Consider the following 24,523-nt stretch of genomic DNA (forward strand, 5'->3'; position numbering starts at 1 on the left):
GTCACCCGAACCGTCTGCTCGCCAAACAAAAAGCCGGCGCAGTGCCGGCTTTGAGCGACAAACGTCGAGGCATCAGCACGTAAACGGGTGCCGACGCAGAATGGTTTCATCGCGCTCCGGACCCGTCGACACGATGTCGATGCTGATCTCGCACAAGGCTTCGATGCGCGCCAGATAAGCCCGCGCAGCCTCCGGCAACTGTTCCATGCTGCGTGCCCCGAAGGTCGATTCGCTCCACCCCGGAAGAGTTTCGAGTATCGGCTCGCAGGCCGCGACTTCATCGGCCCCCATCGGCAGAAGATCGACCACCTGACCGTTGAGGCGATAGCCGGTGCAGATTTTCAGTTCAGTCAGGCCATCGAGTACGTCGAGCTTGGTGATGCACAACCCAGTCACGCCGTTGATCTGAATGGAACGACGCAAAGCAGGAACATCGAACCAGCCGCAACGACGCTTGCGCCCGGTCACGGTGCCGAACTCACGCCCTTTCTGCGACATCTGATGGCCCGGCGTGCCTTCCGTCTCGATGTCCAACTCGCTCGGGAACGGACCGCCGCCGACGCGCGTGCAGTACGCCTTGGTGATGCCCAGCACGTAGTGCAGCTTGGACGGACCAACACCCGAACCGGCCGCAGCCTGGCCGGCCACGCAGTTCGAGGAGGTAACAAAGGGATAGGTGCCGTGATCGACGTCGAGCAAGGAGCCTTGCGCACCTTCGAACAGCAGGTTCTGCCCTGCTTTGTTGGCGGCATGCAGGGCGGCCGAAACATCGGCCACCAGGGGCTTGATCTCCTCGGCATCGGCCATCACCTGCGCCAACACGGTGTCGTAATCGAGCGCTTCGCCGCCCAGGTACTGGGTCAGCACGAAGTTGTGATAGTCGAGGTTCTCGCGCAACTTGGCGGCAAAGCGCTCCGGGTTGAACAGGTCATAAACGCGCAGGGCGCGACGCGCGACCTTATCCTCGTAAGTTGGGCCGATCCCCTTGCCGGTCGTGCCGATCTTGGCACCCTCAGGCTTAGCCGCCTCACGCGCCCGATCGAGCGCCGCGTGATACGGCAGAATCAAGGGACAGCCCGGGCTGATCTTGAGGCGCGAACGGACTTCGATCCCGCCCGCCTCCAGTTCGCGAATCTCCGACAGCAGATGCCGGGTGTCGAGAACGACACCATTGCCAACGTAGCAGACGACGCCGGCACGCACAATGCCCGAAGGAACGAGGTTGAGCTTGAACACCCGCTCACCGACCACAAGGGTATGGCCAGCGTTGTGACCACCCTGAAAGCGGACGACGCCCTGGGCGTGATCAGTCAGCCAATCGACGATCTTGCCTTTACCCTCGTCACCCCACTGGGTGCCGACCACGATGACGTTTTTAGCCATGACTTTTATTTCCTGTAATCGATTCAACCATCCATTGTCCGTCGCGCCACACCAGCGCACGGTCACAAACCGGCCCGGCGCACTGCGTCTCTCCGGGCAACAACTCGACAACAATTTCGCCCTGCTCGCGCAATTCGGCAACGCACGAGGCCAAGGCCGTATCGGCGGCATTCGTCGGCGCCAGAATGCCGCGCACCTCATGCTCGCCAATGGTCAAGCGCGCGATTTCCCGGAGATCGAGCGAAAAACCGGTGGCAGCGCGCGCCCGGCCAAAGTTCTTGCCGACGCCGTCGTAACGACCACCGCGGGCGATGGCGCTGGGATACGCTGAATGGTAGGCGGCAAACACCACGCCATTGTGGTAATGGTAACCCGTCAGGTCGGCGAGGTCGAACGAAAGCGGCAGATCCGGCATCGCGTCTTGCAGGCGCTGCAGACTTTCCAGCGCAGCGGCGATTTCAGGCAAGGCCGGTAGCGTCTCACCAGCCTGGGCCAGAACGCGGCAATCGCCGTAGAGCTCCGGCAACTGCAGGAAGGCAGCGCGGTAAGGCAGCGTCAGTCGGTCGCAGTAATCACGCAGGCTGGGCACATCCTTGACCTGCAGCAGCTGAATGATCGTCGCCTCATCCGCACCTTCAAGCCCGGCCGCCCTGGCCAGGGCACGGAAGACGCCGACGTGGCCGATGTCGATGCGCGATGCCGGCGCACCGGCGCGCTCGAGAGCCACCGCCAGCAATCGGATAACTTCACGATCGGCTTCCACGCCCGCGTAACCGTAAAGCTCCGCCCCCAGTTGAATGGGTTCTCGGCTGGCCGCATGCGAAGCTGGCAGGGTATGCAGGACACTGTCGCAATAACAGAGGCGAACCACACCTTCGCGATTGAGCAGGTGTGCGTCGATACGCGCGACCTGCGGTGTCATGTCGGCGCGGATGCCCAGCGTCCGCCCGGAAAGCTGGTCGACGAGCTGGAAGGTACGCAGCTTCAGATCCGAGCCCGAGCCGGTGAGCAGCGAATCGAGATGCTCCAGCAGAGGAGGCATGACAAACTCATAGCCGTGAACGCGGAACAGGTCGAGGACGGTCCGGCGCAGGCGCTCGATGCGAGCGGCCTCCTGCGGCAAGGCATCGGCAACGTAATCAGGCAGCAGCCAGTTCATGTGAAGATCATCAGGAGAATGAGGCCGGCGAGCATCGAACTTAAGCCGACGAAACGGATCTGCCCATCCGACATCTGGGTCAGACGCCGAAAGGTTTCTCGCCAGACGCGCGGAACCAGGAAGGGGATCACCCCTTCCAGGACCAGCATCAGTGCGAAGGCGAGCAGCAGGGTGGTGGTCATTTCGCGGCTTTTTCGCCGCGACCGAGGCTCTTCATGTACTTGAAGAAATCGGAATTGGGCTCAACCACGATGACATCGCCCTTGTTCTTGAAACTATTGCGGTAGGCTTCCAGGCTGCGATAGAAGGCGTAGAACTCGGGGTTCTGCCCGAAGGCCTGGGCGTAAATTGCCGCCGCCTTGGCATCGCCCTCACCCTTGACCTTCTGTGCATCGCGGTAAGCCTCGGCGACGATGACCTCACGCTGCCGATCGGCGTCCGCACGGACCTTCTCGGCCTCGGCGGAACCTTCTGAACGCAACTCGTTGGCGACGCGCTTCCGCTCGGCTTCCATGCGGCGATACACCGACTCGCTGACCTCGCTCGGCAAATCGACACGCTTGACGCGCACGTCGACAATCTGGACGCCGATCTTGCGCGCATCCTGGTCGGCCTTCTCGCGCATCTGCTCCATGATCTTGTCGCGCTCACCGGAAACGACGTCATGCACCGTGCGTTTGCCGAACTCCTCACGCAGGCCGGCGTTGACCGTCTGCGCGAGACGTGTCCGGGCGCGCGCTTCCTCACCGGCAACCGAGACGTAGTAAAGCTTCGGATCGACGATGCGCCACTTGACGAAGGAATCGACGAGGACGTTTTTCTTTTCCGAGGTGATGAAGCGCTCGGGCTCGGCCGAATCGAGCGTCAGGATGCGCTTGTCGAAATAGCGCACGTTCTGGATCATCGGCCACTTGAAGTAGAGACCGGGTTCGGAGATGACCTCGCGAACCTCACCCAACTGGAAGACGATGGCATGCTGACGCTGATCGACGGTGAAGATCATCGCCCCGAGCAGGACGAGCACACCTGCGGCAGCGGCCGCAATGAAGTTCAGACTGGCTTTCATCAGCGCACCTCCCGGTCGCGCGAACGCAAGGCATCGCGGGTGCGAACTTCAGGCCGATCGGCCACTTGCGGCGGGGTTTCGTGGGTCATGGCCGGCGCAGGACGCGAGGCCGTCGGAGCATTCGTTTCGGTGTGCGCCGGCGCCGCAGCAGGCACAGAACCCGCTGCCTGCATCAGCTTGTCGAGCGGCAGGTAGAGGAGGTTCCCCTGCCCCTTGGCATCGACCAGCACCTTACTGGTGTTGGCATAGACCTGTTGCATGGTTTCCAGGTACAGGCGATTACGCGTCACTTCGGGTGCTTTCGCGTATTCGGTATTGAGCTGACGGAAGCGGCTGGCGTCGCCTTCCGCCGTGGCGATCAGGCGCTGCTTGTAGCCGTCGGCTTCCTGCATCAGGCGCGCGGCCGTACCGCGTGCTTTCGGAATGACGTCGTTGGCATACGCTTGACCTTCGTTCTTCTGCCGCTCACGGTCTTGACCCGCCTTGACGGCGTCGTCGAAGGCCGACTGCACTTGCTCGGGCGGCTGCGCGTTCTGCATCGTGACCTTGGAAATCTGGATGCCGGTTTCGTAACGATCGAGGATTTCCTGCATCAGGTTCGAAGCCTTGATCGCGATCTGTTCACGCCCTTCATAGAGCACGAAGTCCATGCGGCTCTTGCCGACGATCTCGCGGATCGCAGTTTCAGCCGCCTGCATCACAGCCTCATCCGGACCGCGATTGTTGAAGATGTAGGCGACCGGATCCTTGAGGATGTACTGCACCGCAAACTGGATGTTGATGATGTTCTCATCGTCGGTGAGCATCAGCGCTTCCTTGAGCACTTTGTTTCGCTCACTGCCGCGATAGCCGATCTCGAGCGTGCGCACCCCGGAAATATTCACCAGTTCGTGCGACTGGATCGGATACGGCAGACGCCAGCGCAGACCGGACGCCGTGCTTTCCTTGTACTTGCCGAATTGCAGGACAAGGCCGCGCTGCGAGGCATCGACAATGTAGAAGCCGCTGGCCAGCCAGGCAAGCACCGCGAGGGCGACGATGATACCGGCGCCGCTGCTCAGAAATTTGGGATTGAGTTCCACCGGCGGACGGCCGCCACCATCGCCACCGTTGTTATTCCCACCGCCCTTTTTCTTGTCGAAAATGGACGATAGCCGACCGTTGAGATCGCGCCACAGATCCTCAAGATCAGGCGGTCCCTGATTCGGGCGCTTGCCGCCGCCGTTATCGTTGCCGCGCCCGCCCCACTGGGGGTCGTTGATCGACATAAGCACTCCGATGCATGAAATCATAGCGAGGGGTTCTGTTCGTCTTCCAAGTTATCCTGATCGGCGTCGGCGCCGACCTCGGTGGCGCGAGACGCGCCGGTTGATTTTTCCTGTGCGATCTCGGCCAAAGCCTCGCGCAGCAAGGGCAAGCCATCACCGCATTTAGCACTGAGCCTGACGCGAAAAATTCTATCATACTCATCCCGCTCGACCGCCGGAGGCAAGCCCGTCAAATCGAGCTTGTTGAAGACCACCAATTGCCGGACTTCGTTCGCGCCAATTTCTTCGAGCACCTTGCCGACTTCAGCCATTTGTTCCTCGCGGGCCGGACTCGCCGAATCGACGACATGCAGGAGAAGATCGGCTTGAGCGGTCGCTTCAAGCGTCGCCTGGAAGGCCGCCACGAGTTCGTGCGGCAAGTCGCGAATAAAACCGACAGTATCCGAGATCACCACATGCCCGGCTTCGCCCAGCCAGAGTTTGCGCGAGGTCGTATCGAGGGTGGCGAACAACTGGTTCGCAGCGTAAGCCCCAGAATGCGTTAATGCATTGAAAAGCGTGGACTTCCCGGCGTTGGTATAGCCGACCAGAGAGACGTTCAGCACTTCGCCGCGCGCCCTCGCCTTGCGCTGGACGCCGCGCTGCCGCTCCAGGCGCACCAGGCGCTCGCGCAACAGCTTGACACGTTTTCCGAGCAAGCGACGATCGGTTTCGAGCTGCGTTTCGCCAGGGCCGCGCAGACCGATCCCGCCTTTCTGCCGTTCCAGGTGTGTCCAACCACGAACCAGACGCGTCGCCAGATGATCGAGTTGCGCAAGCTCGACCTGCAACTTCCCCTCAGCGCTCTGTGCACGCTGGGCGAAGATATCGAGAATCAGGCTGGTCCGGTCAACGACCCGACACTGCAAGCGGCGCTCGAGGTTACGCTCCTGCGCGGGCGAAAGCGCATGATTGAAAATGACGAGATTGGCTGCATGCGCCGCAACCTCGGCAGCGACCTCTTCGACCTTGCCTTTGCCGGCGAAGGTTGCCGGATCGGGGCTGCGCCGCTTGCCGACGACATTGGCACAGACATTCGCACCGGCCGACTCGACAAGCAGATGCACCTCTTCAAGACGTTCCGCCATGTCGCCTTCACCGAAATCGAGCTGCACCACAACCGCGCGCTCCCCTGCGGAAGGACGCTCAAACATGGTCGGCAATCACCGGCTGCGGCGTATGGACGGTGCGCAACGTACTGAAGAAATGGCGAAAAAAGGAAAAGCGCGACGGAGTTCATCCGCCGCGCCTGCGAACGTCCCGACGGTTTTAATCGTCGTTCGAGTCCTGTTGCAGATTGACCGGACGCGAAGGAACGACCGTCGAAATGGCGTGCTTGTACACCATCTGCGTCACGGTGTTCTTGAGCAGCACGACATACTGATCAAAGGATTCGACTTGCCCCTGCAGCTTAATGCCATTGACGAGATAGATCGAAACCGGAACATGCTCCCGGCGCAAGGCATTGAGAAACGGGTCTTGTAAAAGTTGCCCTTTATTGCTCATGGTTTGAACTCCATGTTCATTGTTGGTATTGCGTTCAAGCTTATAGGATTTTTCCGGGCTTGACCATCATTACTGGGAATAATTTCCATGCCCGGGTCAAGCGCCGCTCGGCTTGCGGCGGGTGCGCGGCGCAGTCGCCGCTGTAGTAGCCGGTTTGCGTGGCCCGACCTTCGCCTTGGCCGGCGCATGCCCGCTCTTCTCTTCGGGTTTAGGCCTGCGACGCGTCTTCTCGACCGGCTTGCGTTCGGCAAAGGGGTTCTGGCTGACGTTGAACTGGATGCGCAGCGGCGTCCCTTGCAGCTTGAAGACCTCGCGGAAGACGTGCTCAAGGTAGCGTCGATACGAATCGGGCACCTGATCGAGCGCGTTGCCGTGAATGACGATGACCGGCGGATTACGTCCGCCTTGGTGCGCGTAACGCAGCTTGGGTCGGAAGATTCCGCTCCGCGGCGGCGCCTGGCGAGCGACGGCATCGATCAGTGTCCGAGTCAGCTGCGGCGTAGACAGGTCGGCCGTGGCCGCCTTGTATGCAGCGTCGACCGAACGGAACACCTGCACCAAGCCTTGCCCCTTAAGCGCAGAAACGTAATGGAAGCGGGCAAAATCGAGGAATTTCAGACGCGTCTCAAGCTCCTGCTTGATCTGCTCGCGCTTGTAGTTGTCGAGGCCATCCCACTTGTTGACCGCAACCACCAGCGCACGCCCGGACTCAAGCACGAAACCGGCGATGTGCGCATCCTGGTCCGAGATATCCTGGCATGCATCAAGCACAAGCACGACGACATGCGCATCCTCGATCGACTGCAGGGTCTTGATCACCGAGAATTTCTCGATCGACTCGAAAACCTTACCCTTACGACGCAGGCCCGCGGTATCGATCAGCGTGTACTTGCGCCCCTCACGCTCGAAGTCAACGTAGATCGAATCGCGCGTGGTTCCGGGCAGATCGAAAGCGATGACCCGCTCTTCACCGAGCAAGGCGTTGATCATGGTGCTCTTGCCGACGTTCGGCCGACCGACGATCGCCACCTTGAGGACATCGTCCTTTTCTTCCTCGTCACTCGGCTCAGGATACGGCTCAAGCACCTGCTCGACGAGGTGGCGGACACCTTCGCCATGCGTCGCCGAAATCGCCAGCGGCTCGCCAAGTCCGAGCTCGTGGAAATCGGCAACCACGACCCCGCGCGTCATGCCTTCGGACTTATTGACCGCCACCACGACCGGCCGATTGACCTTGCGCAGCTTGTTGGCGATTTCCTTGTCGAGTGCGGTGATGCCGGTACGCCCATCGACAACGAAGACGATGGCATCCGCCTCGGCGATGGCCTGCTCGGTCTGGCGGGCCATCTCGTGCATGATGCCGTCCTTGGCCAACGGTTCGAAACCGCCGGTATCGACGACAAGATAGGGCTTGCTGCCGAGCTTGCCGTGTCCGTAATGACGGTCGCGCGTAAGCCCCGGGATGTCCGCCACAAGGGCGTCCCGGGTCTTGGTCAGGCGATTGAAGAGGGTCGACTTGCCGACATTCGGCCGGCCGACGAGAGCGATGGTGGGTTTCATTGCGCCTCGATGGCGAGGACGGAACCGCCACTGGTCTGAACCAGCACACGGTTGTCAAGCAACTGCAGCGGCGCGACCACGGGAGTCCCGTCGGTACTCAGGCGCCCGACAAAGGCACCGTCGTCACGGTTAAGAAAATGCACGTAGCCTTGGACATCGGCCACCGCGAGCAGATTTCGACGCGCTACCGGCGCGCCGACCCCGCGGTTGAGCAACTTGTCCTGCTTCCAGATGCTGGCGCCACTGGCGATGTCCAGCGCATAGACGGCGCCCTTGTCGTCGGTCACGTAGAGGTGGCGCCCCTCCAGGGTCAGCCCGACGGCGCTCGACATGTCGCGCGACCACACGGTATTGCCTGAGCTAATGTCGAAACAGGCCACCTTGCCCTGAAAGGCGACGGCACACAAGAGACGCCCGGCAACGACAGGTTGGCTGGTGACGTCGGAGACACGGTCGAGTTCAGTCGAGCCTTTCGGCAAGGCGACAGTCCCTTCCCACAGCTGAACGCCGTTACCGGCATTTACCGCGATCACCTTGCCGCCCGGAAAGCCCGAAACGACAACGTTGTTATCGATCAGCGGCGCCGCGGTAGCACGCAGGGCGAGCGCCGGCATCGGCCGCTGGAAAGTCCACTTGCGCTTGCCGTCGAGGGCGTCGTAGGCGATCAGCCGGTTATCGCCGCTGCGCACGACCACCAAGCCGCCGCCCACGGCCGGCGGCGCCAGCACTTCGCTGCTTGCCCGGGCCGACCATACACGCTTGCCGTCCGCCGGGTCGAAGGCGATGACCTCCCCTTTGGGTGTTCCGACCACCAGCAAACGGGCATCGGCGCCGACACCGCCCGACAAGGGCTGACCAGCGTCGATCCGCCAAACGCGCTTTCCATCCTCGAAGCGAGCGATGGTTCCGTCGCGGCTCGCGGCATAGACAGCATTCCCGACGATCGCCGGGGTAAAGGCGTAGACGTCACTCTTGCCGACGTTCTCGCGCCAGACCGCACGGGTTTCAACCGACGCCTTGAAGGGCGTCAGTTCGGCCATTTTCGGCCCTTTGCTGACAAAGGGATTGAGCGAATCGATGGTCGAACAGCCGCTGAGCAGGAGCAAGCCCGCCAGGACACTCAACGCCGGAGCGAGACGGGGACGCATTACTGCGCTCCGCCCAGCGCGTCGATCTTCTGCTGCAGCAATTCGCGGAAGACGGCATTCGACTGCTGCTGCCAACTTTGCAGATCGGCCGCGTCGACGGGGGTGGCCTTCAAGGCCTCGATCGCCGCACGGTACGCGGTCGCGGCCTCAGCCGCCTTGCCCTGCGCGCGCAGCACATCGCCGCGCGTATCGGCAAAGCGCGCTTCGAAACCAGCGCCCGGCTTGGCGTCGAGCTGCTTGAGCGCCGCGTCATATTCCTTTTCGTCGATCAACAAGGCGGCCAGACGCAGGCGAGCCATGTCGCGCACCTCATTCTTGCCTTTGTCCGCAGCCCACGTCAGCTGCAAACGCGCCGTTTTGGCGTCGCCGTTGTCCGCCAGGGTCTTGGCCGCAGTCAACGCGGCGAGCGGTGCGTACGACGAGCCGGAATATTTTTCCAACAGCTCGCCGCTCGTCACTTTGACGCGCTGCAAGTCGGACTGCTGCGCGGCATTCTGCAACTCGGCATAGACCGCCGAGGCTTCGGCACCCTGCTTACGCTGATACCAGTTCCAGCCTTGCCAGGCGGCAGCGGTGACGGCAACCACCGTCACCACGTTAAGCAAGAGGTTGCCGTATTGCTTCCACCAGGCGCGGACTTCGGCAATCTGTTCCTGTTCTTCGAGATCGTAGGCCGCCATTACGCTTCTTCCCCGTCGATGTAAGAGTTCATGATCACATCGGCCAACTCCTCGAGGCCGACACGCTGCTGTTCGTTCTGCTGCCCTTCGCTTGCGCGCAGGGGCTTGAGGGTTACCTGCCCGGCGGCAGCCTCGTCGTCGCCGATGATCACGGCAAAGGTCGCGCCCGAGGCGTCGGCTTTCTTCATCTGCGATTTGAAACTGCCGCCGCCGCAATGGTAAACAACGTTGAGGCCGACGTCGCGCAAACCTTCTGCCACGCGCGGTGCCAGACGCACTGCTTCATCGCCTTGATAAACGAGGTAGACGTCGGGCGTTTCGGCGGCCGGCGCCTGACCCGACTCGCTGATCAGCGCCACCAGGCGTTCGACCCCCATGGCAAAACCGCAGGCCGGAGTGGGCTTGCCGCCGAGCTGCTCGACAAGGCCGTCGTAACGGCCGCCGGCACAGACCGTACCTTGCGCGCCGAGACGGTCGGTCACCCACTCGAAGACCGTCAGGTTGTAATAGTCAAGGCCGCGCACGAGCCGCGGATTGATCTCAAAGGGAATGCCGACGTCGCGCAGCACTTGCTGCACACCCTCGAAATGCGCCAACGACTCCGCCCCGAGGAAGTCGATCAACCGCGGCGCGCCGGCGATCATCTCCTGCATGTGCGGGTTTTTGCTGTCCAGGATGCGCAGCGGGTTGGTGTGCAGGCGGCGGCGCGCGTCCTCGTCAAGCAATTCGGCGTGACGCTCGAAATAGGCGATCAGTTCGGCACGATGCACCGCACGCTCGGCCGGCTGGCCGAGGGTGTTGATTTGGAGCCTGATGTCGTCGAGCCCGAGGTCGTCCCACAGGCGTGCGCCCATCAGGATCAACTCGGCGTCGATGTCCGGGCCGGCATAGCCAAAAGCCTCGACCCCGACCTGGTTGAACTGGCGGTAACGACCTTTCTGCGGCCGCTCATGGCGAAACATCTGGCCCATGTAGTACAAGCGTTGCGGCTGTTGTGCCGCCAGCTTGTGCTGGATCACCGCGCGCACGCAACCCGCAGTGCCTTCCGGACGCAGGGTCAGCGCCTCGCCGTTGAGACTGTCGGTGAAGGAGTACATTTCCTTCTCGACGATGTCGGTCACCTCGCCGATCGCGCGCTTGAAGAGCGGCGTCGGCTCGACGATGGGCAGGCGGATCGGGCGGTAGCCGTAGGCCTTGAGCCAGGCCCGAACGGTCTCGTCAAAAAGCTCCCACAACTCGGATTCGCCGGGCAGGATGTCGTTCATCCCGCGCACGGACTGGATGTTCTGGCTCATAAGCGTGTTGCGTTCTTTCTCTGGTAGGTTCTCGCCACGTAACGATCGACGATGGCGGTGAATTCTTCGGCGATGTTCTCGCCGCGCAGGGTGACGGTCTTCAGCCCGTCCTCATAGACTGGCGCGGCCGGCACTTCGCCGGTCCCCGGCAGGCTGATGCCGATGTTGGCATGCTTGCTCTCGCCCGGCCCATTGACCACGCAGCCCATCACGGCCAGCGTCATGTTCTCGACGCCGTCGAATTCGGCACGCCACTCCGGCATTTTCTCGCGCACGTGATTCTGGATCGTCTGCGCCAACTCCTGGAAGAAGGTGCTGGTCGTCCGGCCGCAGCCCGGGCACGCAGCCACCATCGGGGTGAAGGCGCGCAAACCCATCGTCTGCAGCATTTCCTGGGCGACGATCACTTCCTGCGTGCGCGCCCCGCCCGGCTCCGGCGTCAAGGACACGCGGATCGTGTCGCCGATGCCGTCCTGCAGCAGCACGGACATCGCTGCGGTGGAAGCGACGATGCCCTTCGAGCCCATGCCGGCCTCGGTCAAACCGAGGTGCAAGGGATAATCGGAACGGCGCGACAATTCACGATAAATGGCGATCAGATCCTGCACGCCCGAAACCTTGCAGGACAGGATGATGCGGTCGCCCGGCAGGCCCAGTTCTTCGGCCTTGGCGGCCGACTCCAGGGCCGAGGCCACCATTGCTTCGCGCATCACGCCAACGGCATCGAGCGGCTCTGCACGTGAAGCATTGCCATCCATGATGCGCGCCAGGAGATCCTGATCGAGACTGCCCCAGTTCACGCCAATGCGCACCGGCTTGTCGTAGCGGCAGGCGATCTCGATCATCTGCGCGAATTGTTCGTCGCGTTTCTTGCCGTGCCCGACATTGCCCGGGTTGATCCGATACTTGGCCAGCACCTGCGCGCACTCGGGATAATCGGTAAGCAGCCGGTGGCCGTTGTAATGGAAGTCGCCGATCAGCGGCACGTCGACGCCCATCTTGTCGAGCTGTTCGCGGATGCGCGGCACTGCCGCCGCGGCCTCGGGCGTATTGACGGTGATGCGCACCAACTCCGAGCCGGCACGCGCCAGCTCGGCGCACTGGATCGCCGTTTTCAGGGCATCGACGGTATCGGTATTGGTCATCGACTGGACAACCACCGGCGCATCGCCACCGACGCGGACCTTGCCGATCCAGACCGAACGGGTCGGTCGGCGCTGAGAATTCATCGAACTCACGTGAAACTCGTACTCCCGATCACTCGACAGTCAGACGCGCCACATCGTCCTTGCTGCGCTTGGAGATGTCGATGCTCTGCCCCTGGTAGGTCAAGGTGACATGGGCGGCATTGCCGATCACCACCGCAAAGGGCGGCGTCCCCTCGACCTCTTTCTGCGTCCCGCCCGGATTGAGCTGGGAAAAAACGATGTTGCCGCTCTTGTCGCGCACCTCGACCCAAGACGGTTGCGTAAAAGCAAACCGCAGCACGTTCGCCGCTGGCACGCCCCCTGCGCTCCGAGCCGGCGCCTCAACCGCCTTGGCCGGGGCGGCTTCCGGAACCGGCGACACGTTGACGGGCTCGACCGGCTCAACCTTGCCTTGCAGTGCGGCGGTCGCCGTCGGCGCAGGCTCGGGCACGGCGTTGGATTCCTTTCCCCGGACGGCAGGTTCGACAATTTCGGGCTTGGACTGGGTGGCCGCTTTAAACGTTTCCAAGGTCGTCTGCAGCCAGTCCTGCGGCACCAGATAGTACGCCGCCAAGGCCCCTGCCAGCACCACGCCACCGGCGACGATGCGCGTCAGGTCACGCCGATCGACGCGCTTCTCTTCATCCATCCGCACCGGTGTACCGGACGGCAGATCAAGCTGCGGCGCCTCCGGCAGCGACGTACGGTCAAGCGCCAGCATCAGCGGCTGCGGATCGATCTCGACCAGGCGGGCGTAATTGCGCACGAAACCGCGAATGATCGTCGTGCACGGCAGACTCGACCAGTCGTCAGCCTCCAAAGCCTCGACCTGGCGCGCACTCAGCTTGAGCATGCGCCCGACGTCCACCACGCTCATCTTCTTCGCTTCGCGGGCATGCTTCAGATGCATGCCCACGCCGGCCACCGCCGACGCGGCGTGTTCGGCTTCGGCCGACGACGCGTTCGCTTCCGGCAAACCCTCCTCCCTGAGGGTCTCTGCCGCGCGGGTTATCTCCCCGTTCATTCGTAATTTCCCTTAAGCAGTTCCTGATATTCGGGCGAGTCGGGGAATTTGCGCCGCAGTTGCGCGGCGAAACTCGCTTCCGACATCCGATCTCCCAAGCGCCGATCGATTCGGGTCATCAGCCACAACATCTCGGCATTCGGATCGACCCGTTTCACGACGCTCATCAAATGCATCTTGGCGGCATCGTAATTGCCGCGCTTATAAGCCACCTGGGCCAGGTTGTAGAGGGCCTGCGGATTGTCGGGCGAGAAGCGCAGGACGCGACGCAAGGCGTCATCCGCCGCATCCAGATCGTTCGCCTTAAGATAACACGCCCCCAGGTTGATCCAGGCGATCTCCGGCGTCCGATAGAGCGGATTGCGGATTGCCCGCTGAAAGTAGTCAATCGACTCCTTGACCCGCCCGGTCTGGCAAAGGAACCATCCGTAGTTGTTGTTGATTTCCGGATTTTTGTCGTCCAGGCTCAGCGCACGCTTGAAATCGCCTTCGGCCGAGGAGAACTCCTTGAGGTTGAAGAGCACCAGCCCGCGCAGGCTGTAAGCCGGCGCATAATCGGGATTGACCGAAAGGGCGAGCGTCAGCTCTTCGAGTGCGACGATGTATTCCTGCGCCTGGAAATACAGCGCAGCCAGTTCGGTGCGCAATTTGGCTCGGGTGTGAACGTCCTTCGGCTTCGCCGAGCGCAGCTGTTCGGGCTGTGGCTCGGTGCTTTGCGCCTGTACCGTGGACGAAAACAGAAACCCGGCGCAGAGCACCGGAATCAGGAGCGACCTCCAACCCATCACGTTCATGCGTCCCCCGTTTTTTTATAGACATTGATCGTCCGGCGCTCGATCCGCCGTGTCTTGTCCTTCACCTGGCCGGCCAGTTGGCCGCAGGCTGCATCGATGTCATCGCCGCGCGTCTTGCGCGTGGTCGTGACGATGCCGGCCGCCATCAGGATTTCCGAAAACTGACGGATGCGCGGCGTCGGCGAACGCTTGTACGGCGTCCCCGGGAATGGATTGAAAGGAATCAGGTTGAATTTGCACGGTACATCGCGCGTCAACGCCAGCAGCTCGCGAGCGTCGTGCTCGCTGTCGTTAACCCCGTCGAGCATCACGTACTCGAAGGTCACGAAATCACGCGGCGCTCTTGGCAAATAACGCCGGCAGGCCGCCATCAGTTCGCGCAGCGGGTACTTCTGGTTGATCGGAACGAGCACGTCGCGCAAGGCGTCGTTCGGGGCGTGCAACGAAACGGCCAGCGCCACCGGACATTCCTCCGACAGGCGATCCATCGCCGGCACGAGGCCCGAGGTCGACACCGTCACGCGCCGCCGCGAAAGCCCGTAGGCGTTGTCGTCGAGCATCAGGCGCAACGCGGCCACGGCGTTGTCGAAATTGGCCAGCGGCTCGCCCATGCCCATCATCACCACGTTGCTGATGATGCGCTCGCCGCGCGGATCGACGCCGAGCGCGCGATTGGCGCGCCAGAGCTGGCCGATGATTTCGGACACGTTCAGGTTGCGGTTAAAGCCCTGCTTGCCGGTCGAACAAAAGGCGCAATCGAGCGCACACCCGGCCTGGGTTGAGACACACAGCGTGCCGCGATCGTCCTCCGGGATGAAAACGGTTTCGATGGCATTACCGTTGCCGACGTCGAACAGGAACTTGCGCGTCCCATCGTCGGAAAGACGGTCCGAGATCAGCGCCGGCGGCGCGATCTCGGCCATCTGCGACAGTTTTTCGCGCAGGCTCTTGGCCATGTCGGTCATGGCAGCGAAATCCGATTCACCGAAACGATGCATCCAGCGCAGCAGTTGCCGCGCCCGGAATGGCTTTTCGCCATGCTCGGCGAAAAAGGCCGTCAGCCCGTCGGCATCGAAATCCAGCAAATTGACCGTCATTGAAGAACCTGCACCCTACACACCATCAACGTCCCGTATAGACGTTCATTTCAGGAAAGAAAAAAGCGACTTCGGCGCGCGCCGTTTCCGGCCCGTCCGAACCATGCACGGCGTTGCACTGCACCGATTCGGCGAAATCAGCGCGGATCGTTCCCGGCGCCGCCTTCTGCGGATCGGTGGCGCCCATCAGTTCGCGATGACGCGCGATCGCCCCTTCGCCTTCGAGCACCTGGATCATCACCGGGCCCGAAGTCATGAAGCGCACCAGCCCCTCGAAGAACGGCCGTTCCCGATGCACCCCGTAGAACGTCCCGGCTTCTTGCGGCGACAACCACGCCATTTTGGCGGCAACCACCTTGAGCCCGTTGGTTTCGAAACGGGAGTAAATCTTGCCAATTACATCCTTCGCCACGGCATCGGGCTTGATGATGGACAAGGTTCTTTCGACAGCCATGTATCAATGCTCCAAAAAATAAAAAAGGAAAACCGCGACAAAACAGGCAATTGCACGCCTAACTTATTATTGTACCAACAGATGGCATCGCTTGCCGACCCACGCGGCGTGCCTCCGACAAGAAAAAGCGCGCCGAGGTTTCCCTCGACGCGCCACCAACCCTGCCTGCGCAGGGCTTACATCATGCCCAGGGTCTTGGGCAACCAGATCGAAAGCCCGGGCCAATAGGTCACCACGACCAGGAAGCCGAGCATTGACAACAACCAGGGCCAGACCGCGACGGTCAGGTCGGTGATCCCCATCTTGGTGATTCCCGACGCGACGTACAGGTTAAGCCCGACCGGCGGATGGCACATGCCGACTTCCATGTTGACCACCATGATGATCCCGAAATGCACGGGGTCGATACCCAGCTTCATGGCCACCGGGAAGAGGATGGGCGCGAAGATGAGCACGATCGACGACGGCTCCATGAAATTCCCGGCCAGCAGCAGGATCACGTTCACCGCCAGCAGGAAGGCCACGACGCCGAGCCCGTTGCCCAGCAGCCACTCAGCGAGTGCCTGGGGAATATTCTCGTTAGTCATGATGAACGAGAAGAGCACGGCGTTAGTGATGATGTAGAGCAGCATCGCCGACATGTTGGCCGAGTTGAGCAGCACCTTCGGCACGTCCTTGAGCGACATGTCCTTATAGACGAAGACCGCGACAATGAAGGCATACACCGCACTCATCGCCGCCGCCTCGGTCGGGGTAAAAATCCCCGAATAGATGCCGCCCATAACGACGAAGATCAGGAACAGCCCCCAGACCGACTCGCGGAAGCTTTTCCAGCGCGCCGCGAAATCAGCCTTGGGCATGCGCGGATAGTCGTACTTGCGCGCCCGGTACCAGGTCACCCCGCCGAGCACCGCCGCGAGCCCAAGACCGGGCAGGACGCCGGCCATGAACAGCGCACCGACCGAAGTGTTGGTCGCCACCGAGTACATGACCATCACGATCGACGGCGGGATCAGGATGCCGAGCGCCCCCGAGGTGGTGATCACCCCGGCGCCGAAGCGGTTCGGATAGCCCGCCTTGACCATCGCCGGCAGGAGGATGGAACCGATCGCTACCACCGTCGCCGGGCTGGAGCCGGAAACCGCGGCAAACAGCGCGCAGGCCATGACCCCCGCCAGCCCCAGGCCGCCATGCCAGTGCCCGACCATGTCGGTGGCAAACCGGATCATTCGTCGCGCCACCCCGCCGTGGGTCAGGAAGTTGCCGGCCAGGATGAAGAACGGTATGGCCATGATCTCGAACTTCTCGATCCCGGTGAACAGTTTGAGCGCCACCGATTCGAGCGGCACGTGGGTGAAGAGAAAAATGAAACTGAGCACCGTCAAGCCGAGCGAAATCGAGATCGGCATGCCGGTCAGCATCAGCGCCAACAGGATGCAGAAAATGATGGCGGCGTTCATGGCTTCTCTCCCGTGTGCCCGTTGCCGTCCTTGTCCGCCGGACCGTCTTGATCCCGCGTGTCACGATAATGCAGGTTGTCGGTCATGGCATACGGATTGGCGACGATGTGCGCTTTTGCACCGTCTTCGTTCTCGATGCCATCGACGTGGCCGTGGTCATGGTGCGGCAGCTCGCCGGTTTTCAGGAAGTCAAAGGCCACCTGCAGGAAACGGAAGCACATCAACGCCGAACCCAGCGGGATCGCGCTATAGACGATCCAGGTTGGCCACTCGAGGTCGGGCGTCGTCGGCCCTTCGGGCACATCCCCCGTCGGCAGCCCCAAGGCGTGGAAACTGGCGTAGTGCAGGCCGTTATCCCAAACGAAGGTCGCGCCCAGCGTAGCAATAACGCCGGTGAACAAGGCGCCGCAGAACAACCCGAAGACGATGAATTTGGCGCGCATCGGCGTTTCGAGCCGGTTGATCAGCACATCGACGCCGACGTGGATGCCGGTCCGCACACCGTAGGCAGCGCCAAACTTGGCCATCCACACGAACATGATGATGCACAGTTCCTGCGTCCAGCCGAAGTTGAGCCCGAGCAGCCAGTCCTGCAGCCCGGGGATCGCCACGCCCGCGAAGTAACGGTGCATGACGGCCACGAAGACGATCACCGTCGCCCCCCCCATGAGCAGCGTCACCAGCCACTCCTCAAGACGATCGAGTATTTTCATGAGCCCCTCCAAAAGGACCGGAGCGATTTCTCGCTCCGGTCGGCGCGCTTATTGCGCGGCGGGATTGAAGCCGGTCACCTTGTAGATCGCGTCGATGGTTTCCTTGCCGATGCGCGAAGCCATGTCGCCGTGCGTCTTGAGCATCGCCTTCTTGAGGCCGGCGCGCTCCTCGGCGGTCGGGGTGTAGATCTGGGTCTTGCCCGAAGCGCGCACTTTCTCGAGTGCCTGGTCGTTTTCCTCCTGGGCGATCTTGTTGGCGTAGTCGGTCGCCTCTTTCATCGCCTGTTCGAGCTGGCTACGAACGTCCGACGAAAGACTGTCCCAGAACTTCTTGTTGGTGATCACGGCATAGCCGAGGTAGCCGTGGTTGGAGAGCGTGACGTACTTCTGCACCTCGTACATCTTCTGGGTGTAGAGGTTGGAATGCGGATTCTCCGTCCCATCGACCACGCCGGTCTGCAGCGCCTGATAAACCTCCGAAAACGCCATCACCTGCGGCAAGGCGCCGAGCGAACGCATCTGCGACTCAAGCACCTTGGACGACTGGATGCGCATCTTCAGCCCACGGAAATCCGTCGGCGTGCGCAGCGGCTTGTTGGCCGAGAACGACTTGAAGCCGTTGTCCCAGTACGCCAGCCCCTTGATCCCCTTGGGTTCGAGTTTCGCCAGCAAGGCCATGCCCAGGGCGCCCTGCGTCACTTTATGCAGTTCGTTGGTGTCGTCGAAGATGTACGGCAGGTCGAAAGCCTCGAATTCCTTGACCCCGAGCGGCCCGAACTTGGCCAGCGAAGGCGCCAGCATCTGTACCGCGCCGAGCTGCAAGGCCTCCATTTCCTCCTTGTCTTTGTACAAGGTCGAATTGGCATAGACCTCGACCTTCACCGCCCCCTTGGTCAATTCGCCGGCGCGCTTGGCGAAGAACTCAGCCGCCTTCCCTTTCGGCGTATCGACCGCCACGACATGGCTGAACTTGATGACGGTCGGCTGTTGCGCCGCCGCGAACAGGGGAACGCCGGACAGTGCCAGAGCCAGCACCCCGACCATGAATTTACGCATCGTCATACCCAGACCTCCTCAATAAGCGTGACAGAGACGCAGCCCAAACGGCCAGGGCGCCACTCCACTATCGACAAAGCCGAAGCCAACTTCCATTGTGGAAAGCCGTAATAAATTACGATTAATAAAATCGAACTTTTACGATCAGCGCCTGTCGTTCTGCGCCTTTTTTTGCGCGCCGCGTGCGGCCACCGCCCTTACCCAGGGCCGCGCAAACGGGCATAATCGAGAAAAAACCATGTTTCACGGGCGCTGGCGCGAGGCATCGCGCCCCCCAGGGGAGGGACAACAATGAGAACCGTCGGCCTGATCGGTGGCATGAGCTGGGAATCCTCGCTCACCTACTATCAACGCATCAACACCCTGGTCAAGGAACGCTTGGGCGGCCTGCACTCGGCCCGCCTGGTGCTCTACAGCGTCGATTTCCATACCATCGAAGCGCTGCAGCGCCGCGGCGACTGGGATGAAGCCGGCCGGCAGTTGACCGATGCAGGAAGGGCCTTGCGCGCGGCCGGCGCCGAGTGCCTGTTGATCTGCACCAACACCATGCACAAGGTTGCCGACGCCGTCGAGACGGGCGCCGGCGTGCCCCTGCTGCACATCGCCGACACCACCGGCGACGCGATCCGCGCCGCCGGCCTTCAGCGCATCGGCCTGCTCGGCACGCGCTTCACGATGGAGGAAGCGTTCTACCGCGACCGCCTGCGCGAACGCCACGGTATCGCCACGACCATCCCCGATGCCGCCGACCGGGCGCGGGTGCATGCCATCATCTACGACGAGCTTTGCCTTGGCCGCCTGCTCGACAGCTCGCGCGCCGAATTACTGGCGATCGTCGACCGGCTCGCCGCGCAAGGCGCCCAAGGGGTGGTGCTCGGCTGCACCGAACTGCCCCTGCTGCTCCAGCCCGGCGACTGCACGCTGCCGAGCTTCGACACCACCGAGCTGCACGCCCGCGCCGCGGTCGCGTTCTCGCTCGACCAAGTGTGCGCCTGAAGGCCGCCCGGATGTCTTCCGCCGAGACCTGGTTCGTGTGGGCCGTCCTCTCGGCGGTCTTCGCCGCGTTGACCGCCATTTTCGCCAAGATCGGCATCCAGGGCGTCAATGCCGACTTCGCCACCCTGATCCGGACACTGATCATCCTCGTCGTGCTCGGCACCTTCGTCGCCGCGACCGGCCAATGGAGCGACCCGCGCGCCCTGCCGGGCAAGACCTGGCTCTTCCTCACCCTCTCCGGGCTGGCCACCGGCGCTTCCTGGGTCTGTTATTTCCGGGCGCTGCAGATCGGCGATGCCGCCAAGGTCGCTCCAGTCGACAAATTCAGCCTTGTCCTGGTGGCGATCTTCGCCTTCGTTTTCCTGGGCGAGCGCCCTTCGTTGCGGGAATGGGCAGGCATCGCCCTGGTCGCCGCCGGGGTGCTCGTCCTGGCCATCCGGCGCTGAACGCATGAGCCAAGCCCATCATCCACTCCAGGCCCCGGCACCGCTCAAGTGGCCCAACTGGTACCTGACCGGCCTCAAGTTCGCCGTCCTGCTCCTGCTCTCGCTGCTCATCACCCTGCTCTGGCTGCTGCGTCAGCATGAGGCCGACGAACAGCGTTCGACGCTGATCGCCGACGCGCTCTGGCTCGAGCAGAGCTTCAACTTCCGCCTCGAAGGCAACGCCGAGCAGATCGAGCAACTGGCGCACGATCTTGCCTCCAATCACGGCCAGCGCACACTCTTCGAGCTGCGCGCCAAACACCTCATCAAGGCCGACCCGGAGATCGTGCAACTGCTGTGGCTGGACGAGAAGCTGCAGCTGATCAACGCCGTCCCGGGCTGGCGTCTGCCCAACCTCGGCACCGACGAGCGCTACGCCGAACTCCAGGCCCGGGCCGCCGAGATCGCCCAGAAGATGGGCAAGTCCTACTACACCGACGCCTACCGCATCGGCGACGTCACCCAGTTCGAGTACTACTACCCGATCTTCGACGGCCCCCGCCACAGGGGCACGCTGGTCGCCGTCTACTCGTTCAACGCGGTGCTCAAACAGCTCGTGCCGTGGTGGTTTGCCGAGAAGTACCAGGTACGCATCCTCGACGGCAACGGCAACGTCCTGGCGAGCAAATCCAAGATCACCAGCGCGCCGACCACCAGCAGCTACATCATTCCCTTCGACCCGCCGGGTTATGGTCTGGTGCTGCAACTGCTCTCCTACCGCACCACGGGCACGCTGGCGCAAAAGCTGATCACCGCACTGATCGTCCTCCTTGGCGCCGCCGTGCTCGCCAGCCTGTGGGCCATGCGCCGCCACATCGAGCGCCGCCTCGCGGCCGAGCAGGCCTTGCGCAGCGAGCACGCCTTCCGCAAGGCGATGGAAGATTCGCTGACCGTCGGCATGCGCGCGCGCGACCTCGAAGGCCGCCTCACCTACGCCAATCCGGCGTTCTGCAAGATGGTCGGCTTCAGCGAACAGGAGCTGATGCGCGCCGTGCCACCGATGCCGTACTGGGCCCCGGAGGCGCTCGACCATGCGCAGGAGATGCACAACGCCGTCATCCGCGGCGAGGCGCCACAGGAAGGCTTCGAACTGCGCTTCATGCGCAAGGACGGCACCCGCTTCGACGCCCTGATCTACGAAGCCCCGCTGATCGACGCCGACGGCAAGCACACCGGCTGGATGGCCTCGGTGGTCGACGTCACGGTGCGCAAGGAAATCGAGGAAATCGCCCGCAAACAGCAGGAGAAGCTGCAACACACCTCGCGCCTCGTGACCATGGGCGAAATGGCCTCAACGTTGGCGCACGAGCTCAACCAGCCGCTGGCGGCGATCACCAGCTACGCGACTGGCTGCCAGAACATGCTCGCCGCCGGCACCACCTCGTCCGAAGACATCCAGGCCACGCTCGAAAAGCTCTGCCAGCAAGCGCAACGCGCCGGGCGCATCATCCGCCGGGTGCATGACTTTGTGCGCAAGAGCGAACCCAAGCTCGCCCCTTGCGACCTGGCCACCGTCATCGACGAGAGCATCGGCTTCATCGAGCCCGCCGCCCGCCAGCAGGGCGTGCGCATCGAGTGCTGCATCGCCAGCACCTCGACCGAACTCATCGCCGACTCGGGCATGCTCGAGCAGGTTCTGCTCAACGTCTTGCGCAACGGCATCGAAGCCATGGCCGCGGCCCCGGTCAACCGCCGCGTGCTGCGCATCGACCTGTCCGCCACCGAAGAACACTATCAGCTGCGCATCAGCGACCGGGGCTGCGGCATCGCGCCCGCGGTCAGGGAACAGCTCTTCTCGCCCTTCTTCACCACCAAGGTGACGGGGATGGGCATGGGACTCAACATCTGCCGCTCGATCATCGAATTCCACCACGGCCGTTTGTGGGCCGAGGACAATCCCGAGGGCGGCGCCATCTTCATCATCGTCCTTCCGAAACACGTGCCATGACGCCACACGCTTCCCACGCCCCTCACGTCTACATCGTCGACGACGACGACGCCATCCGCGACGCCCTCGGCTGGCTGTTCAAGACCCGCGGCGTCTCCCAGCAGAGCTTCGCCTCGGCCGAGGATTTCCTCGCCCACTGGAGCCCAGAACTCTGCGGCTGCATCCTGCTCGACATGCGCATGTCGGGGATGAGCGGCAACGAACTCTTCGACCTGCTCCGGGAACGCGGAAACACCTTGCCGGTGATTTTCCTCACCGGGCACGGCGACGTCCCGATGGCCGTCGCCGCGCTCAAGAACGGCGCCTACGACTTCGTCGAGAAACCGTGCAACGACAACGAGCTCGTCGACCGCGTCCTCGAAGCCCTGCGCCTCGATGCCGAGCAGCGCGTCGATGCCGCCCACGCCGATTCCTTCAAGCGCCGCAGCGAACGTCTGAGCACGCGCGAACGCCAGGTCATGGACCTCGTCCTGCAGGGCAAGCTCAACAAGAACATCGCCGACGAGCTGCAGATCAGCATCCGTACCGTCGAGGTGCATCGCTCCAGCGTTTTCGAGAAGATGGGCGTGCGCACGGCGGTCGAGCTGGCCCGCATTGTTTCGGCGAGCGAAGGAAAAAACCGCGGCTAAGCTTGCTCAAGCCGCCCTGCCAGCGTATTCTGGCTGGAAGAAGGACACCAAAAAATCATAGAATTAGCCGACAAATCTCAAGCACAAACTCAGATCGACATGCTCAGCAAGCCCCTGCCCGACCTGAACGTCTGGGTGCGCTACCTCAGCGAGGCCGAACTCCCGGTCCTGCGTCAGACCGTGCGTCGGCTCGAAGACGCTCAGCAGAACATCGACCGCATCGGCGGCCGCGAGATCGCGGACATCGTCCTCCAGGACCCGTTGCTGGCCATCCGCGTCCTCTCCTTCATCCAATCCCTGCGCGGCAAGCACCTGCGCACCGACATCACGACCATCGCCAACGCGATCATGATGCTCGGCATCGAGCCCTTCTTCACCCGTTTCGGGTCACTGAACACCATCGAGAACACCCTCGGTGGCCAACCGCAGGCCCTGCTCGGCGTCCTGCACGTCATCCGCCGCATGCAGCGTGCCGCGCGCTACGCGCACGACTGGGCCTTCGAGCGGCTGGACATGAACGTCGAGGAAGTCGCGCTGGCCGCCCTGCTGCACGACCTCGCCGAAATCCTGCTGTGGTGCTTCGCGCCGCAACAGGCGCTCGAAATCCGTCGCCGCCAGCAACTCGACCCGACGCTGCGCAGCGCCATCGCGCAGGAAGACGTGCTCGGTATCCGCCTCGCCGACCTGCAACTGGCCCTGTGCGAAGCCTGGCACCTGCCCGAACTGCTCAAGACCCTCATGGACGATGCGCAAAGCGAGCATCCGCGCGTACGCAACGTCGTCCTGGCCGTCAATCTCGCCCGCCATTCGGCCGAGAACTGGGAGAACCCGGGGCTGCCGGAGGACTTCCGCGGCATCGAGAAACTCCTGCACATCGACCGCGACGTTCTGCTCCAGCGCCTCAACGTTCCCGAGGCCATCGCCCTGAACTACCTTGCACCGCAGGGCAACCCCGCGCAGGACTGATCCATCCGTCATCGCCCACAAAGGAACTTCCATGTCCATCGGCAGCCTCCTCTTCTTCGGACTGATCGCCGTCGTCCTCGTTTATGGCGTCATGCTCTACAACGGGCTGGTCACCCTCAAGCACGGCGTCGCCAAGGCTTGGGCCAACATCGACGTGCTGCTCAAGCAGCGCCACGACGAGTTGCCCAAGCTCGTTGAAGTCTGCAAGCAATACAAGGAGTTCGAACAGACCACGCTGCAGCGCGTGATCGAAGCCCGCGCCCAGGTGCAGACGGCGCGCGAAGCCCAGGACATCGGCGCTCTGGGCAACGCCGAAGGCGCGCTGCGCGCCGGCCTGGGGCGCCTGTTCGCGGTCGCCGAAGCCTATCCCGAACTCAAGAGCAACGAGCACTTCATGCAGTTGCAGCAGCGCATCAGCAGCCTGGAAAACGGCATCGCCGACCGGCGCGAGCTCTACAACGAGGCCGTCAATCTCAACAACGTGCGCATCGAGCAATTCCCCGACGCTTTCATCGCCCGCGCCTTCGGCTTCGACGAGAAGCCGCTGCTCGAATTCTCGCAAGCCGAAAAGGCCGACGTCGACCTCAAGCAACTGTTCGGTTAAACCCTC

General features: G+C 62.6%; 25 protein-coding genes. 6 read left to right on the forward strand and 19 right to left on the reverse strand.

Annotated features, from left to right (window positions below; all coding sequences use genetic code 11):
• Positions 1 to 72 precede the first annotated feature (72 nt).
• The 19 genes from QMB55_RS02620 to QMB55_RS02710 form a co-directional block, all read right to left on the reverse strand.
• Complete coding sequence (locus QMB55_RS02620) at positions 73 to 1,383, reverse strand: adenylosuccinate synthase (RefSeq protein WP_497587105.1); 1,311 nt, start codon at positions 1,381 to 1,383, stop codon at positions 73 to 75.
• Positions 1,376 to 2,542, reverse strand: a complete 1,167-nt coding sequence (locus QMB55_RS02625) for an ATP phosphoribosyltransferase regulatory subunit (RefSeq protein WP_497587106.1) — start codon at positions 2,540 to 2,542, stop codon at positions 1,376 to 1,378. The genes QMB55_RS02620 and QMB55_RS02625 overlap by 8 nt, the downstream gene beginning before the upstream one ends.
• Positions 2,539 to 2,724 (reverse strand): DUF2065 domain-containing protein, encoded by a 186-nt coding sequence (locus QMB55_RS02630; protein WP_497587107.1) that lies wholly within the window; start codon positions 2,722 to 2,724, stop codon positions 2,539 to 2,541. Before QMB55_RS02630 ends, QMB55_RS02625 begins: the two co-directional genes overlap by 4 nt.
• Positions 2,721 to 3,545 (reverse strand): protease modulator HflC, encoded by an 825-nt coding sequence (gene hflC, locus QMB55_RS02635; protein ID WP_497587137.1) that lies wholly within the window; start codon positions 3,543 to 3,545, stop codon positions 2,721 to 2,723. The genes QMB55_RS02630 and hflC overlap by 4 nt, the downstream gene beginning before the upstream one ends.
• A gap of 62 nt (positions 3,546 to 3,607) precedes the next feature.
• A complete protein-coding gene (gene hflK / locus QMB55_RS02640) occupies positions 3,608 to 4,876 on the reverse strand; it encodes an FtsH protease activity modulator HflK (protein ID WP_497587108.1) in 1,269 nt (422 codons plus the stop codon).
• Positions 4,877 to 4,896: 20 nt separating this feature from the next.
• Positions 4,897 to 6,069, reverse strand: a complete 1,173-nt coding sequence (gene hflX / locus QMB55_RS02645) for a ribosome rescue GTPase HflX (RefSeq protein WP_497587109.1) — start codon at positions 6,067 to 6,069, stop codon at positions 4,897 to 4,899.
• Positions 6,070 to 6,184: 115 nt separating this feature from the next.
• Positions 6,185 to 6,421 carry an RNA chaperone Hfq gene (gene hfq, locus QMB55_RS02650; protein ID WP_497587110.1) on the reverse strand — a complete coding sequence of 79 codons (237 nt, stop codon included), beginning with the start codon at positions 6,419 to 6,421 and terminating at the stop codon, positions 6,185 to 6,187.
• A 96-nt stretch (positions 6,422 to 6,517) separates the two neighbouring features.
• Complete coding sequence (gene der / locus QMB55_RS02655; RefSeq protein WP_497587111.1) at positions 6,518 to 7,981, reverse strand: ribosome biogenesis GTPase Der; 1,464 nt, start codon at positions 7,979 to 7,981, stop codon at positions 6,518 to 6,520.
• Positions 7,978 to 9,129 carry an outer membrane protein assembly factor BamB gene (gene bamB, locus QMB55_RS02660; protein WP_497587112.1) on the reverse strand — a complete coding sequence of 384 codons (1,152 nt, stop codon included), beginning with the start codon at positions 9,127 to 9,129 and terminating at the stop codon, positions 7,978 to 7,980. The genes der and bamB overlap by 4 nt, the downstream gene beginning before the upstream one ends.
• Positions 9,129 to 9,809, reverse strand: coding sequence for a YfgM family protein (locus QMB55_RS02665; protein WP_497587113.1), 681 nt, complete (start codon positions 9,807 to 9,809; stop codon positions 9,129 to 9,131). The genes bamB and QMB55_RS02665 overlap by 1 nt, the downstream gene beginning before the upstream one ends.
• Complete coding sequence (gene hisS / locus QMB55_RS02670) at positions 9,809 to 11,104, reverse strand: histidine--tRNA ligase (protein ID WP_497587114.1); 1,296 nt, start codon at positions 11,102 to 11,104, stop codon at positions 9,809 to 9,811. The genes QMB55_RS02665 and hisS overlap by 1 nt, the downstream gene beginning before the upstream one ends.
• Entirely contained in the window at positions 11,101 to 12,333 is a 1,233-nt protein-coding gene (ispG, locus tag QMB55_RS02675) for a flavodoxin-dependent (E)-4-hydroxy-3-methylbut-2-enyl-diphosphate synthase (protein WP_497587138.1), read from the reverse strand. Before ispG ends, hisS begins: the two co-directional genes overlap by 4 nt.
• A 28-nt stretch (positions 12,334 to 12,361) precedes the next feature.
• Positions 12,362 to 13,315, reverse strand: a complete 954-nt coding sequence (locus tag QMB55_RS02680) for a RodZ domain-containing protein (protein WP_497587115.1) — start codon at positions 13,313 to 13,315, stop codon at positions 12,362 to 12,364.
• Positions 13,312 to 14,109, reverse strand: a complete 798-nt coding sequence (pilW, locus tag QMB55_RS02685; RefSeq protein ID WP_497587116.1) for a type IV pilus biogenesis/stability protein PilW — start codon at positions 14,107 to 14,109, stop codon at positions 13,312 to 13,314. Before pilW ends, QMB55_RS02680 begins: the two co-directional genes overlap by 4 nt.
• Positions 14,106 to 15,206 (reverse strand): dual-specificity RNA methyltransferase RlmN, encoded by a 1,101-nt coding sequence (gene rlmN, locus QMB55_RS02690; protein WP_497587117.1) that lies wholly within the window; start codon positions 15,204 to 15,206, stop codon positions 14,106 to 14,108. The genes pilW and rlmN overlap by 4 nt, the downstream gene beginning before the upstream one ends.
• Positions 15,207 to 15,231: 25 nt before the next feature.
• Positions 15,232 to 15,660, reverse strand: coding sequence for a nucleoside-diphosphate kinase (ndk, locus tag QMB55_RS02695; protein ID WP_497587118.1), 429 nt, complete (start codon positions 15,658 to 15,660; stop codon positions 15,232 to 15,234).
• Between the two features lie 176 nt (positions 15,661 to 15,836).
• On the reverse strand, positions 15,837 to 17,120 hold the full coding sequence (locus QMB55_RS02700; RefSeq protein WP_497587119.1) for a TRAP transporter large permease: 1,284 nt from the start codon (positions 17,118 to 17,120) through the stop codon (positions 15,837 to 15,839).
• Entirely contained in the window at positions 17,117 to 17,833 is a 717-nt protein-coding gene (locus QMB55_RS02705) for a TRAP transporter small permease (RefSeq protein WP_497587120.1), read from the reverse strand. The genes QMB55_RS02700 and QMB55_RS02705 overlap by 4 nt, the downstream gene beginning before the upstream one ends.
• 48 nt (positions 17,834 to 17,881) lie before the next feature.
• Entirely contained in the window at positions 17,882 to 18,895 is a 1,014-nt protein-coding gene (locus tag QMB55_RS02710; protein ID WP_497587121.1) for a TRAP transporter substrate-binding protein, read from the reverse strand.
• 285 nt (positions 18,896 to 19,180) lie between these two features.
• Here QMB55_RS02710 and QMB55_RS02715 point away from each other — a divergent pair, with 285 nt between their 5' ends.
• The 6 genes from QMB55_RS02715 to QMB55_RS02740 all read left to right on the forward strand — a co-directional run bounded on the left by QMB55_RS02715 (position 19,181) and on the right by QMB55_RS02740 (position 24,517).
• On the forward strand, positions 19,181 to 19,885 hold the full coding sequence (locus tag QMB55_RS02715; protein WP_497587122.1) for an aspartate/glutamate racemase family protein: 705 nt from the start codon (positions 19,181 to 19,183) through the stop codon (positions 19,883 to 19,885).
• Positions 19,886 to 19,896: 11 nt separating this feature from the next.
• Complete coding sequence (locus tag QMB55_RS02720; protein WP_497587123.1) at positions 19,897 to 20,331, forward strand: EamA family transporter; 435 nt, start codon at positions 19,897 to 19,899, stop codon at positions 20,329 to 20,331.
• A 4-nt stretch (positions 20,332 to 20,335) separates the two neighbouring features.
• Positions 20,336 to 22,318: a sensor histidine kinase gene (locus tag QMB55_RS02725; RefSeq protein WP_497587124.1), complete on the forward strand. Its 1,983-nt coding sequence runs from the start codon at positions 20,336 to 20,338 to the stop codon at positions 22,316 to 22,318.
• A complete protein-coding gene (locus tag QMB55_RS02730; RefSeq protein WP_497587125.1) occupies positions 22,315 to 22,947 on the forward strand; it encodes a response regulator transcription factor in 633 nt (210 codons plus the stop codon). Before QMB55_RS02725 ends, QMB55_RS02730 begins: the two co-directional genes overlap by 4 nt.
• A gap of 99 nt (positions 22,948 to 23,046) precedes the next feature.
• On the forward strand, positions 23,047 to 23,913 hold the full coding sequence (locus tag QMB55_RS02735) for an HDOD domain-containing protein (RefSeq protein WP_497587126.1): 867 nt from the start codon (positions 23,047 to 23,049) through the stop codon (positions 23,911 to 23,913).
• 31 nt (positions 23,914 to 23,944) lie between these two features.
• Positions 23,945 to 24,517, forward strand: coding sequence for a LemA family protein (locus tag QMB55_RS02740; protein ID WP_497587127.1), 573 nt, complete (start codon positions 23,945 to 23,947; stop codon positions 24,515 to 24,517).
• Positions 24,518 to 24,523: the final 6 nt, after the last annotated feature.

It is taken from the genome of Propionivibrio sp. (genome assembly GCF_041441355.1).
Taxonomy (GTDB): Bacteria; Pseudomonadota; Gammaproteobacteria; order Burkholderiales; family Rhodocyclaceae; genus Propionivibrio.

What these genes read in the sequence shown, in the direction of transcription:
- QMB55_RS02620 (WP_497587105.1), bottom strand. Translation starts at nt 1,383, where the DNA reads ATGGCTAAAAACGTCATCGTGGTCGGCACCCAGTGGGGTGACGAGGGT.
- QMB55_RS02625 (WP_497587106.1), bottom strand. Translation starts at nt 2,542, where the DNA reads ATGAACTGGCTGCTGCCTGATTACGTTGCCGATGCCTTGCCGCAGGAG.
- QMB55_RS02630 (WP_497587107.1), bottom strand. Translation starts at nt 2,724, where the DNA reads ATGACCACCACCCTGCTGCTCGCCTTCGCACTGATGCTGGTCCTGGAA.
- hflC (WP_497587137.1), bottom strand. Translation starts at nt 3,545, where the DNA reads ATGATCTTCACCGTCGATCAGCGTCAGCATGCCATCGTCTTCCAGTTG.
- hflK (WP_497587108.1), bottom strand. Translation starts at nt 4,876, where the DNA reads ATGTCGATCAACGACCCCCAGTGGGGCGGGCGCGGCAACGATAACGGC.
- hflX (WP_497587109.1), bottom strand. Translation starts at nt 6,069, where the DNA reads ATGTTTGAGCGTCCTTCCGCAGGGGAGCGCGCGGTTGTGGTGCAGCTC.
- hfq (WP_497587110.1), bottom strand. Translation starts at nt 6,421, where the DNA reads ATGAGCAATAAAGGGCAACTTTTACAAGACCCGTTTCTCAATGCCTTG.
- der (WP_497587111.1), bottom strand. Translation starts at nt 7,981, where the DNA reads ATGAAACCCACCATCGCTCTCGTCGGCCGGCCGAATGTCGGCAAGTCG.
- bamB (WP_497587112.1), bottom strand. Translation starts at nt 9,129, where the DNA reads ATGCGTCCCCGTCTCGCTCCGGCGTTGAGTGTCCTGGCGGGCTTGCTC.
- QMB55_RS02665 (WP_497587113.1), bottom strand. Translation starts at nt 9,809, where the DNA reads ATGGCGGCCTACGATCTCGAAGAACAGGAACAGATTGCCGAAGTCCGC.
- hisS (WP_497587114.1), bottom strand. Translation starts at nt 11,104, where the DNA reads ATGAGCCAGAACATCCAGTCCGTGCGCGGGATGAACGACATCCTGCCC.
- ispG (WP_497587138.1), bottom strand. Translation starts at nt 12,333, where the DNA reads ATGAATTCTCAGCGCCGACCGACCCGTTCGGTCTGGATCGGCAAGGTC.
- QMB55_RS02680 (WP_497587115.1), bottom strand. Translation starts at nt 13,315, where the DNA reads ATGAACGGGGAGATAACCCGCGCGGCAGAGACCCTCAGGGAGGAGGGT.
- pilW (WP_497587116.1), bottom strand. Translation starts at nt 14,109, where the DNA reads ATGAACGTGATGGGTTGGAGGTCGCTCCTGATTCCGGTGCTCTGCGCC.
- rlmN (WP_497587117.1), bottom strand. Translation starts at nt 15,206, where the DNA reads ATGACGGTCAATTTGCTGGATTTCGATGCCGACGGGCTGACGGCCTTT.
- ndk (WP_497587118.1), bottom strand. Translation starts at nt 15,660, where the DNA reads ATGGCTGTCGAAAGAACCTTGTCCATCATCAAGCCCGATGCCGTGGCG.
- QMB55_RS02700 (WP_497587119.1), bottom strand. Translation starts at nt 17,120, where the DNA reads ATGAACGCCGCCATCATTTTCTGCATCCTGTTGGCGCTGATGCTGACC.
- QMB55_RS02705 (WP_497587120.1), bottom strand. Translation starts at nt 17,833, where the DNA reads ATGAAAATACTCGATCGTCTTGAGGAGTGGCTGGTGACGCTGCTCATG.
- QMB55_RS02710 (WP_497587121.1), bottom strand. Translation starts at nt 18,895, where the DNA reads ATGACGATGCGTAAATTCATGGTCGGGGTGCTGGCTCTGGCACTGTCC.
- QMB55_RS02715 (WP_497587122.1), top strand. Translation starts at nt 19,181, where the DNA reads ATGAGAACCGTCGGCCTGATCGGTGGCATGAGCTGGGAATCCTCGCTC.
- QMB55_RS02720 (WP_497587123.1), top strand. Translation starts at nt 19,897, where the DNA reads ATGTCTTCCGCCGAGACCTGGTTCGTGTGGGCCGTCCTCTCGGCGGTC.
- QMB55_RS02725 (WP_497587124.1), top strand. Translation starts at nt 20,336, where the DNA reads ATGAGCCAAGCCCATCATCCACTCCAGGCCCCGGCACCGCTCAAGTGG.
- QMB55_RS02730 (WP_497587125.1), top strand. Translation starts at nt 22,315, where the DNA reads ATGACGCCACACGCTTCCCACGCCCCTCACGTCTACATCGTCGACGAC.
- QMB55_RS02735 (WP_497587126.1), top strand. Translation starts at nt 23,047, where the DNA reads ATGCTCAGCAAGCCCCTGCCCGACCTGAACGTCTGGGTGCGCTACCTC.
- QMB55_RS02740 (WP_497587127.1), top strand. Translation starts at nt 23,945, where the DNA reads ATGTCCATCGGCAGCCTCCTCTTCTTCGGACTGATCGCCGTCGTCCTC.